This is a genomic window from Salmonella sp. FC25216 (assembly GCF_057751355.1).
The window spans coordinates 565436-576871 of sequence record NZ_JBDGON010000001.1 but is presented as its reverse complement, the minus strand read 5'-3'; the positions used below and the strand labels follow the sequence as shown (position 1 = coordinate 576871).

Here is an 11436-nt window from a genome sequence, read left to right as displayed (position 1 = left end):
ATCGCGAAAGATGTTAGCGGTCTTTATGACCGTTGCTGCTTTGATTGTTTATATTTGTGTGGCGAAAATTGATATTGTCTCTCCTGGTACTGGCGTGATAACCGGTGCTTCAGATAAACTAGTAATAGTCAGTCCTGATTCAGGATTTATTAATAAATTTGATTTAAGAACTGGCTCAAAGGTTAATATCGGAGATATACTTTTTTCGTATACGAACCTTGATGTCTTTCACCAGGAAAAAACACTTAATGAGTTAGTATTATTTGCAGACAGACGGATCGTTAGCCTGGAAGAGGATCAGCGATTGCTTAAAATACTCCTGGCTGGAGAAATATCCGAGGAAAGTGAGTTTAGTACGGAAAATAAAGATTTCTTCAGTCAGGAACTTAGTGCTTATAAGCTTTTGAATGAGTATTTTTCTTTAAGAAATGAAGAAAAGAATTTAAAGCTCAGAGAGGAGAAGATGATTGAAGAAAAAAACGATCTTCACGATCGATTGCTTCTTTTGAAAAGGAAAGGAAATTTACTTAAATCGGCCCGTGCGCCAGAAATAGAGATAATAAATAATAAAACTGAAATAAGTCAAATTATATCTCAAATAACTACAGGGGAGATCAGTTTACTCTCATTACAAAATGACATTAAGCTGGCAAACAATAGGTTTCGTAGTAGCGTCCTTGAGCAACTCAATAACAATGCTGAACAACTGGAACAGTTACGTAGAGAACGTCTTGAAAATCGGGGACAATTGGAACTACTAAGAAATAAAATTAAGGCTAATAGTGTTTTATCACCGACGAATGGCATAATATTAAGTATTGAACGTAGCTTTGAGAAGGGTTCTTATGTTGAAAACTCACAGCCAGTAATGACAATAAAGAAAAGTAATGAAAGTAAAGTCATTGATGCTCGTATTTTAGCAAAATACAGGCCTTTTATCTTTATGGGCACAACGGCAAAAATTACTGTGAATTCACCTGGCTATAAAAAAACACTCTCAGGTGAAATTACGAGGATAAGTGCTGATTCGTTCTCAGATGATGAAAAAAATGGTGCTGAACGTTATTACAAAGTTGAAATAAAGCCAGATGATAAAATTATAGTCCCTCCTGAGTTAGAGGGTGTCCAGGTTAATGTATATGCGCTAAGTAAGAAAGTGACTCTGTTAAATTACATTACAGCGTTAGTCGGCGATAATATTGTATTTAATGTATGGTAACGTAAACTATGCTTGGATTTGTTTCTGCATTATCTTCCGCTGTGGCAGTAATGATATTATTACTGTCTGTATTATTAGCTAATTTGCTATCTGTAGCTATAACGAAAGACAATAAGCTTGATTCGGCAAATCTAACCTATGAAGCTGATAATAAAGATCAGACTGACGTTGTCATGGGTAAAGGATTTTCTTTGTCAGTCAAGGATCTCTTGCCGTTACGTTCATCTGATGCTGCAGTCAGACTATATTGTACATATGGTAATAATTTAAGTCTTGAGGTGGCCAAAAAATACACCACTTATAATTATATCGTTGCCAAATCAGCCTTAGGAGATAAAGAAATTATTGTAGAACAACCGATCTATGAAACTAAAAAAAATAATTGCATTGTAGAAGAAGTGAAAAAATGAATAGTAACTTTTTTGAAATTATTAGGAAATATTGTCTTGTTGAAGACATTGATTTTGTTTTTAAAAATAAAAGCAAAGATATGTGTGATGTATTACAGAACTTTAATGATTATGTAAATAATCACTTCTTTGACTATAAAATAACCACTGATAATTCTTACGATTATACTCATCTACCAAAAACATTTATAGTAGAGTGGACTGAATCTTATTTTTTAATTATACAAAAAGAAAAAAATAAGCTAATTAATTTAACATCTACAGATATCGTCACACAGGACGACTTACTTAGTAAACGAATATTTTACTTGTCAAAAGAATTAAAAAATATAAATGATGTGGATGTTTTCGATGCTATCAAAAAGATGACACCTGGGGCGAGTTATTTTGCTCTTGGTTTGATTTTCTTTGCCTTGATGACGCCACTTTATTCAAACTTGTTTAATACTCGTTTGATTTACAGTGATTCTTATCATTCTGTTTTCTTTGTTACCGGAATATTTATAATTTTTGTTATCTTTGAGCTTATTTTAAAAAGCATTATTTATGACAAAGCGTCTTCTCAGATTAAAAGTAACAATATAAAATGCAATGCTTTTTTTTTATATGCTTTAAAAATTTCAAACTGCAGAAATGCGGCAGTAAAGATACGTACTATTGAATCTTCTGTAGCATCATTTTGGGAATCTTATCCTTTAATCTCAGTAGATTTCTCATTAACATTTTTGTTTATTATATGTCTTTTTGTAATGATGGGGGGGTATGCTTTCCCCTTGTTTATCTATTATATAGCGTTAGCTTTTCTTTGTGTTCATATCCGTTTTTCTGCATATAAAAAAACGTTGCAAACAAATAGCGTCAGTTATGAAAAAATGTCTACATTAATATCATTAGAAGAAAAAAGAAAAGAGTTGAAGTTTCTACGCAGCACCTTTTTTGAAAAGCTATTGATGGATAAAACTAATCGTGACGAATATACCAAAATGGAAATGAATATTGAAAATCATCATTGGGCTGAAATGATAAAGGCTAACTCTTTTGTTTCTATGATTGTGATGTTTATTTCATCCTATTTTGCTGTCGTCAATGGTAGTTTGACGACAGCCTCTATTATTGCCATTATGATTATCAACTCTCGGCTCTCAGGGGCTTTAGTTGGGGGCGTTAATAAGTTATATTTATCACGATTACATTCGTTTCACATCATGAATAGTTTAAGCGAGCTATTAAAAGATAAAGATACATTTGTATCGCATAGCGGTATATATATATCACGGATTCAACAACTATCAGTTGAAAAATTATCTATTTCGTTTGCCGAACGAAAACTGATCGAACCGCTCTCATTTACGGCTGTTCCTGGAGATTTTATTGGCATTGTTGGTGCATCAGGAGCGGGTAAATCATCTTTAATTAAAGCACTGTCAAACTCTATTAATTGCTATACAGGGTCAGTTAAGCTAAATAATGTTGATATAACACACATTTCTGAAGAGTATATACAGAGCTGTATCGCTTATCACTCTACAAACAGCTCTTTTATAAAGGGCTCGCTTCGTGAAAATTTCATGATATATGGTGTTGTGGATGATAGTGATATCATAGAGATATTAACTTTATGCTGTAGAAATCTTATTCTTTCGAAAGAAAACGTAGACGAAAAATTTGTTGATGAGCTAAACCTTTCCAATGGGGAAAAACAGAAAATTTTATTATGTCTCGCATTATTTAAAAAACCGGAGATGGTGTTCTTGGATGAATCGACATCTTATCTTTCAACCACTGACGCTTTAGATTTTCTGGAAAGAATAAAACATCTTTACTCAGATAGTATTGTCATTTTTGCGACCCATGATATATCACTACAAAGGTTATTTACTCGAAAGATTGAACTCTCACATGAACATTTAAGAACTGTAAGTTGTAATACAACGATAAGTATTCCGAAAATGAAACTGAATGGATGAAAAGGTTTAGGTTAGTATGTATGGGATTAAAACGGTAGTGTTTTTGGTAGTGGCGATTTAAGCCAGATTATATACAATATGTAAATGTAAAGCGGTGATATGAATATTACCGCTTATAAAACTATTTGATCATTTTCTGGCTCGATGAATCTATTGATGTCACGAAAAAACCTATATTATAAATAACTATTGTAGTGAAATCATAATATCTGAAACTGTAAGATTACTGACATGACTGCACCTCCAATAGAACGTTACTATGTGACCAGTACTTTACTGTTAGTCTATTTTAATCATGGTATTTCTGAATTTTATGATCAAATCAAGTTATCTCTAATGAAATAGAAAACTCAGTTAACATTAAATGAATTAGTTCCACATCAGTAGTGATAGCCATTTTTCTATAAGCTGATCTTTTTTGGGTTGAAATGGTCTTGATGTTTCGATCTAATAAGTTTGAACAGCTTTTTACCGATAACCCTGCTGCGATATAATAAATAACCTTTTTTTCGCTCAACGTTAAATTAAACTTTTCAGCGAGTAAGAGGATGCCATTTTTTATGTTAATATGCTTTAACTTATTCTTATACTGCATTGCTATATATCTCAGTTGACAAATTGATATTGAGAGGAAGACAAAAAAGATAGGAATTCTGATGGCGTTGTTTTAAAATGTTTTTTAAAAACACATGTAAAATAAGAAGCACTATCATAGCCACACATATACGCCACACGAGTAACATTATACTCACTATTGCGTAGAAGCTTTGCCGCTTTATTCATTCGCGCATTAAGGTAAACCTCGCTGAATGAGGTGTTCTCTTGTTTTAGTTTCCTTTTTAATGTGGAGCAACTCATATAAAGTGAATCAGAAATATCCTTGAGTGTCCATTTTCGACTTATGTCACTTATAATAATATTATAAATATTTTCGGCTACTGAATTTTGCGATAGTTCTCTAAAGAGATAAAATGCTTCAGGTTCATAGATGAACTCTGAAAGTAGAAATCTTATTAAATATTCTCTTTTATCTTGTGGCAACTTCTGGTTTTTATTTGAAGAGTGTAAGAGGTTGAATACTCTTGCCACTCCTGTTTCTATTGGCGCTAATAAATGCTTTGTTGTCGGTTTTGTCGGGGGGGCCGAAAACTCTGCATGTTCATACAGAAAAAAGTTATAAGCATTTTTGATTGATGCTGAATCTAATTCAATTAAATTATAATTTAACTTTTCATTGGTCTCTTCCAGGGTGATATGAATAGTTTGCTCTTTAGCCAAAAATATTAACATTGGTCCTGTTGTTGTAATATACTCTCCGGACGATGACGTAATTGAAATTTTACCTGTGGTGAGCTTGATGAGCACGGACTGCAGTAAATTTAACCCCTGAAGAGATAAGGACTTCCGCTGCCAATTTTGTGCTGATTGTAAATATTCAATGTTCCCCACCGGGATAGGTGAGGAATTAAACTCTTTTAGCATGATAACTACCTTTTATTAAATGTGTGTAAATTAAAATTTATGCTAACAAATATAAAAGAGAACTGATGAATATAATTATGTGTGTTGGCTATCTTAAAGTTTCAGGCTTTGATCTTTTCATTTTCTATTGAAAATGGTATTTTATATTCTATTGTTATATATTATAATATCGTTAAAAAAGTATGTCGCGTATAAAAAAAAGATGAAAATTTACAAGAATTGGCTCATATTATTATAAAGTCATCTCTTTAAAATTTGAAGTAAGTAATAATCACACTTGATTTTTAGAGTTGATCTCTTTAATTTCATGGGAACGGTTAGCATGAGGTACGGGATCTGGTGTTAATTTGAGATAAGTTTTCTCTGAGTTGTAAATATTAACGATCTCGATTGGGAAAGGGCATACAAAGCGGTAAAGATATATTGCGATGGGCAGAGGGCGTAGAGATATCCGGGAGTTTGCGGGGATGGGAAGGATTGTGTTGAATGGCTGGCTTCGTGAACAATCGTGTAGCGCGCTATTAGGTTTTTTTACTGTGCGTATCCGTTAGGTTTATGCTTTTACTGGATTGCATAATGTAGCGAGCTTTGGGGGCGGGGAGTATTGAATGCGCTTTTGCTACGCTGGCCCCGAAAGGCTGAGGAATCCCCAGAAAAAAAGACAGGCATAGAGTTTTGTGATCTACTGATTGCGCTAACAAATTCAATGAGATCACCTCTATGCCTGCCCGAACATTATGCCAGAAATTTTTCCGTGGCGCTCTGAGCCCGTTTCATCAATATCGTCAGAATGCTCTTCTTGATGCTACCGTGGCTTTGACCCGTGGTGCATCACTTACTCTGACAAGCATCGGTCGCTACCTTCCTGGTTCAGCACAAGTCAAAAACAGGATAAAACGCGTTGACCGCCTGTCAGGTAATACCTCTTTGCATGAGGATATCCCGTTGATATTCCGTAATATTACATCACTCCTTACTCGCCAGTTTTCCTGGTGTGTTATCGCTGTCGACTGGAGCGGTTACCCGTCCAGGAATATCACATCCTTCGTGCCAGTCTTATCTGTGATGGGCGTTCAATCCCTCTGCTTAGTCGGCTTGTACCTTCAGCAAAGCAAAATAATTCGCTGATACAAAAAGAATTTCTCGATGAACTTCACCGGTGCGTAAATCCCAAAGCAAAAGTCATACTTATTACAGATGCGGGGTTTCAGAGTGCATGGTTTCGGCACATAAAATCACTGGGGTGGGACTTTATTGGCCGCATAAGGGGAACGGTTCAATTCTGTCTGCTGCATGATGACGAAAGATGGCTGAAAATAACGGATGTTCGGGGTAAAGCAAGCCCGGAATATCCGGGAGCAGGATGGCTTGTCCGGGCGGAATATGCCCGGTGTTCAGGCCATTTTTATCTTCATAAAAGGGAAACCAGAGGACGTAAAAACCAGCGTTCCAGAGGGCGATTATCCAGCCCAACGACAGAAAAGGAAAAACAGGCCTCAGCGAAAGAGCCCTGGCTGATATTTACCAGCACAGAAGAGTTTAAGCCGCGAGAAATCATGAAGTTATATAGCAGAAGAATGCAAATAGAGCAGAATTCCCGTGATGAGAAAAGTGAACGCTTCGGATTCGGCCTGCGGGCCAGTTACAGTCGTTCTGCCGGGCGGCTGTCAGTCCTGAGCCTTCTGGCGACACTGAGCACAATCGTGCTGTGGCTTATAGGATATCATGCTGAAAACACAGGATTACATCTGAGATACCAGGCCAACAGCATTAAATCACGGCGTGTTATCTCATATCTGACATTAGCGGAGAATGTCCTGCGACACTCTCCGCTAATTTTGAAGCGAACAGCATTAGACGTCGTTCTTCATCATCTCGCCAGAACCTACCGAAGTATGGTGCTGGTTTATTAGCACTGGTTTTGTGGGGATCTCTCAGCCGATAAGGGTTGGATTTTAGTTCTCAAGGTTAAAGGGGAACCAAAGCAGGTTATTGGTATGGATGATGTTATCGATCTGCGAAAACCAGGTATTGAAAAACTTCACCTTATTCCTGCAGAAATCAATAATGGCGAGCTGCCAGTAAATTTTCCCCGGGATTTCGCCTTACTTGAGAAAGATACTGTCTACCTATGTCAGCAGAACTTTGAATGGGAAACTCGCGTTGTAGCTGCCCGCCGCTGGCTTATCATTCATGGCTACCCCCTTCCTGAGGGGGACAACCACGCGCAAATCGATTTGGCAGTCGAAATTCCTACAACTTATCCAGATGCTCAGTTAGACATGTTCTACGTATACCCTGCGCTTACACTAGCCAATGGGAAAAGTATTAGTCACAATGCCAGGCAAATATTCTCGGCAATAGCTATCAGCGCTGGCGCCGCCATCTGAATGGAACTACGAGATGGAATCCACTGACGGATAGTGTGACGACTCATTTGGCTGTAGTAGAAGAATCACTTCTGCGAGAGGTGGAATAATGAACACTGTAAATCACGACTCTTACTTCAGGCTGGCTCTAAGTGAAAATCATCACAACATGCTACATAAACATCTTTTTCCCGGCGTTGGCCTTGAAGCCGCTGCTATACTTCTATGTTCGCAAAGTTCGGCATCTCGCTATTTAGTCAAAGATATTTTATTGGTAGATTATTCTGAGTGCCGCACAAGAACAAACGACTTTATTAGTTGGCCAGGGACCTATATTGAAAATGCGATTGATGCTGCTGAAACAAACAATCTATCAATAGTATTAGTGCACTCGCATCCAGGAGGCACATTAGTATTTTCAGATATGGATGACGACAGTGACCGTGAAGTTTTACCTGCATTATTTGAAGCCAATGAGTCGTTAGACACTCTTCATGGTTCTGCAATTATGACTCCTGACGGAGCAATTCGTGCACGATTTTATAATCGCCGACTGGATATTATTCCCGTTAACGCTGTACATTGTGCTGGTGATAACCTCATTCAATGGAAAATGACTGAATTCGATAGTTTACAACCGCATCCAATGGCTTTTTCAGCTCAAATGGGGAAAGACCTGAAGTCCTTCACTGCCTGTATTGTAGGTGTGTCAGGTACAGGATCAATCATCGTTGAGTAATTGGCACGTCTCGGCATTGGGCGACTCATCCTAATCGATTTTGATGAAATTGAATTTAAAAACCTCAATCGTATTGTCAATTCAACGATAGAAGATGCACGTAATAGCGTAACAAAGGTCGCCAGTATTGCTGATGCACTAACTACATATCGCGACGATATTGAAGTAATAGCGATTAAAGCCAGCCTGTCAACTCGTGAGGCCATAACTTTAGCTGGTATGGCTGATGTATTGTTCTGCTGCGTAGACAGCTTTGAAGGCCGACAAATGTGCGATCGCGTTGCTACTGCCTTCTTGCAACCACTGTTTGATGTTGCAGTTACTATACCTACTCGAGAAACAGAAAGTGGGGTAACAATTGGGGATGTATGTGGGCGCTTAGACTATGTGAAACCTGGAGGAAGCACACTGGCAGACCGTGGTGTATATACCCCAGAAACATTACACAGAGAATACCTTCAAAAAGTCGCCTCCGATGAGCTCGATGAGCAAATTGCCGAGGGGTATATCAAAGGTATTGCTGATGAGGCTCCTTCAGTAATAACGCTTAACATGCGTGCTGCCAGCGATTGCGTGATGGAGTTTATTGCCCGTAAATATCCATTCCGTCATGACTCAAATAGCAAACGAACTCGATCGATTTTCTCACTTGCTGCTAATGAAGAAGATTTCATGAACGAATCAGACTTTGAGCGTGCACATAATCCTCATTTTGGTCGAGGATTAATAGAGCCGCTTATGGGAATGCCGTGTTTTAGCAACAAGGAGATATCTAAATAAGTTGGCCCCGTTGGTTTTTAAAACTGAAAGAATCTCTAATGCCTCGCCGACGGGTTATTGTGGTAGAGGGGGATACCCCTCCACTCAAACTCCCTAAGCGTAATTTGATCTTAGCCAGGGAAAATAATGAAGACTGGGCAGTAGCATTTTTCTGCCCATGTGGGTGTGGCAAGTGGATTGAATTGTTACTCCTAAAAGAAGCTAAACCTAATTGGTCGATCCATGTTGATCAAAAAAACATTCCAACGTTTCATCCTTCAGTTTTGTTACAAAAAGGCTGTAAATCACATTTTTGGCTGCGAAATGGAAAAATTGAGTGGGTTTGAAAGATATAAATTGGTTGCATATGTGGATTTTTCATCTAGGGACAATCAAACCCAGTTCGGTTCCATACTCTGACAATGAGAAATTCCAGATAGCCACATAGATAATGATTGGTAGCCTGAAAAAGTCTTTTATTGTGACTATCACTGATCATGTTCCATTTTATAAAAGAACAAATCGATACGTAGCTCATTCTTCAAAAAAGTAGATATCTAATTGATAAAATGAAAAATCTAGGTGCATATCGTGAATATAAAAAGAACATTAATGGCCATAGGGGCAGCAATAATTTTTTGTCCTGGTTTTATCTTTAGCTTAAAAGGTAGTGCGGATTTTTTATTTATATCAAAAATATAATCATGCCTAAAGATGAATATAATTTGGCGGTAATTCAATCAAGGTTACTTCCAGCCAGACCGGGTTTAAAGTTTAAAACAGATATGGCCAATGATGCGTTCATTATCTTGGAGCTCAGAAACTATAGTAGCAACCCAATTATATTCACCTCAGCAAAAGTAGAGGTTATACGTAGTCATGATATATCAACAACCGGAGCATATGGGCGTGAAGCCTGCTTACTTTCTAATGATCCAAATAGTAATCGTGGGCCTGTAACAATTGAGCCCGGTCAAACCAAGTGGATTGGGGTCGCTCTGGCAATTAGATTTAAGGGCCTCCTGGAATGGTTCCCAAGGAAAGAATTAGAAAGCCTTTTTCTTCACGAAACGGCTCCTCATATGCCATTTACAATCGCCGAGAACTATTATGTAGATATTTTAAATAAGAAGCTATCAGATCTTTACGGTGAAAACTCAGCAATTAAGGTTACATATACAGTCAATCTTAATGCCGGCACCAAAAAATTCATAATCCCATTAAAAAAAAGGGAAGGATATTTTTTTTCGTGACGGTAGCTTTCAGCATGACTGGATGGCTGCTCAATTAATTGAACCTTCAGCTATCCCTTCAATTAATTTATCAAGCTCAGAATGTAATATGGATAAAATTGTGTACTTCCCTGATTATGAAAATTAAAAAAATTATTTTGTTAAAATCATAGAGTGTGAAAGTTTAATAACTTGGAAAATGGCTGTAAGTATTTACCTTAATAATTATGTAACATAGAGTGTCGTTGAATAATCTAATATTTTTCCTGGTGTTATCTAGGATAACTTACTAGAAGTAGATATAAATTAATACATGTAGTAACACTCATCAAATGTTACAGCTATCCACCTGTTCCCCGATGAGTACTCCTGCTGTAGTACCGATAGGTGCCGACTTGTAATTTATGCATGCTGTTTTGAACGATATCAGAATATTGAGTCTGTTAATATAGAAACATTCCATTTTTTCTGATTAGATAAGTATCCTCAAATATATTGAGGATACTTATTTAAATCTATATAGCCACATCTATAATTCTGCTACTACCATCGAAATATTGTATCCCAGTATTGTAGTTAACTTCTGTTGATGTATTATAGTCCTTGATGACAAGATAACAGTGTGGATTGCCTTTAGATATTATTTGACTTATTCTTCCATTGTAATCTACTCCTATGAAATTATGCGGGGATGATGCTGAAATAATTCCATTTATAGCTAATTGTGTTTTTCCCAATGATTGGCATTCAAAACCAACAGGAAGGTTTAATGCGGATATAAATTCTCTATGTACCTGAGATTCTGTTGAGCTATAAGGTAAAATTCCCCAAATCAGAAATGGTTGAAAATACTTGAATAAGATTGGATTATTAATAACAGCACCTACATAATATCCTTGATCAAGAATATTATAAATTAGTGATATGAATTCTGAAAATAATAACTCTATCTTTTCCATGTTAGTATTTTCTATCTCATTGAAATTAAATGATTTTTCGAAATCAAATAAGATAATGATACTGCATGAGTAATGCCGTCGAGCCTCCAATAGTTCAGGATTTTTATTTTCCTTGTCGAAAGAGGAGTATGCATCATAAGTCATAATGAAATATGACATGTCAGATTTGTTTTCCAAGGCCTTGATCAGATTGCTCCTTCCAAAATTAATATGGTCTGCATATTTACCTGTCGGAAATTGAGGGGCTAAATTAAGATCGATGGATGGCTCATTGAAACCATGTTTTTTGTTCATGCTACG

At 36.8% G+C, this 11436-nt stretch carries 10 protein-coding genes and 2 pseudogenes; 9 read left to right on the top strand and 3 right to left on the bottom strand.

What is annotated here, in order from left to right:
* Positions 1 to 25: 25 nt before the first annotated feature.
* The 3 genes from AC3G3F_RS02750 to AC3G3F_RS02740 are packed head-to-tail and all read left to right on the top strand — an operon-like array spanning position 26 to position 3596.
* A complete protein-coding gene (locus AC3G3F_RS02750; protein ID WP_223232409.1) occupies positions 26 to 1219 on the top strand; it encodes a beta-barrel domain-containing protein in 1194 nt (397 codons plus the stop codon).
* A gap of 8 nt (positions 1220 to 1227) precedes the next feature.
* On the top strand, positions 1228 to 1629 hold the full coding sequence (locus AC3G3F_RS02745; protein ID WP_023249535.1) for a hypothetical protein: 402 nt from the start codon (positions 1228 to 1230) through the stop codon (positions 1627 to 1629).
* Positions 1626 to 3596: an ATP-binding cassette domain-containing protein gene (locus AC3G3F_RS02740; protein ID WP_488394394.1), complete on the top strand. Its 1971-nt coding sequence runs from the start codon at positions 1626 to 1628 to the stop codon at positions 3594 to 3596. The genes AC3G3F_RS02745 and AC3G3F_RS02740 overlap by 4 nt, the downstream gene beginning before the upstream one ends.
* Before the next feature lie 322 nt (positions 3597 to 3918).
* Here AC3G3F_RS02740 and rtsB read toward each other — a convergent pair whose 3' ends face one another.
* Positions 3919 to 4206 carry a transcriptional regulator RtsB gene (rtsB, locus tag AC3G3F_RS02735; RefSeq protein WP_072158706.1) on the bottom strand — a complete coding sequence of 96 codons (288 nt, stop codon included), beginning with the start codon at positions 4204 to 4206 and terminating at the stop codon, positions 3919 to 3921.
* A complete protein-coding gene (locus AC3G3F_RS02730; protein WP_053509246.1) occupies positions 4203 to 5078 on the bottom strand; it encodes an AraC family transcriptional regulator in 876 nt (291 codons plus the stop codon). Before AC3G3F_RS02730 ends, rtsB begins: the two co-directional genes overlap by 4 nt.
* Positions 5079 to 5798: 720 nt before the next feature.
* Between AC3G3F_RS02730 and AC3G3F_RS02725 the strand changes: the two are divergent.
* The 6 genes and pseudogenes from AC3G3F_RS02725 to AC3G3F_RS02700 all read left to right on the top strand — a co-directional run bounded on the left by AC3G3F_RS02725 (position 5799) and on the right by AC3G3F_RS02700 (position 10198).
* Positions 5799 to 6991 (top strand): annotated as a pseudogene (locus AC3G3F_RS02725) (IS4 family transposase).
* An 84-nt stretch (positions 6992 to 7075) separates the two neighbouring features.
* A pseudogene (locus tag AC3G3F_RS02720) lies at positions 7076 to 7557 on the top strand (E2/UBC family protein).
* The gene (locus AC3G3F_RS02715; RefSeq protein WP_223232410.1) at positions 7557 to 8186 is read left to right on the top strand and encodes a Mov34/MPN/PAD-1 family protein; all 630 of its coding nucleotides are present in this window, start codon (positions 7557 to 7559) and stop codon (positions 8184 to 8186) included. The pseudogene AC3G3F_RS02720 and the gene AC3G3F_RS02715 overlap by 1 nt, the downstream one beginning before the upstream one ends.
* Positions 8187 to 8966, top strand: coding sequence for a ThiF family adenylyltransferase (locus AC3G3F_RS02710; protein WP_488394392.1), 780 nt, complete (start codon positions 8187 to 8189; stop codon positions 8964 to 8966). It abuts the gene before it with no gap.
* Between the two features lie 38 nt (positions 8967 to 9004).
* The gene (locus tag AC3G3F_RS02705; protein ID WP_072162019.1) at positions 9005 to 9292 is read left to right on the top strand and encodes a ubiquitination-like system serine protease family protein; all 288 of its coding nucleotides are present in this window, start codon (positions 9005 to 9007) and stop codon (positions 9290 to 9292) included.
* A 357-nt stretch (positions 9293 to 9649) separates the two neighbouring features.
* On the top strand, positions 9650 to 10198 hold the full coding sequence (locus AC3G3F_RS02700; RefSeq protein WP_220531291.1) for a hypothetical protein: 549 nt from the start codon (positions 9650 to 9652) through the stop codon (positions 10196 to 10198).
* 494 nt (positions 10199 to 10692) lie between these two features.
* Here the strand turns inward: AC3G3F_RS02700 and AC3G3F_RS02695 are convergent, their stop codons facing one another.
* Positions 10693 to 11430, bottom strand: coding sequence for a hypothetical protein (locus tag AC3G3F_RS02695; RefSeq protein ID WP_488394390.1), 738 nt, complete (start codon positions 11428 to 11430; stop codon positions 10693 to 10695).
* Between the last annotated feature and the right edge of the window lie 6 nt (positions 11431 to 11436).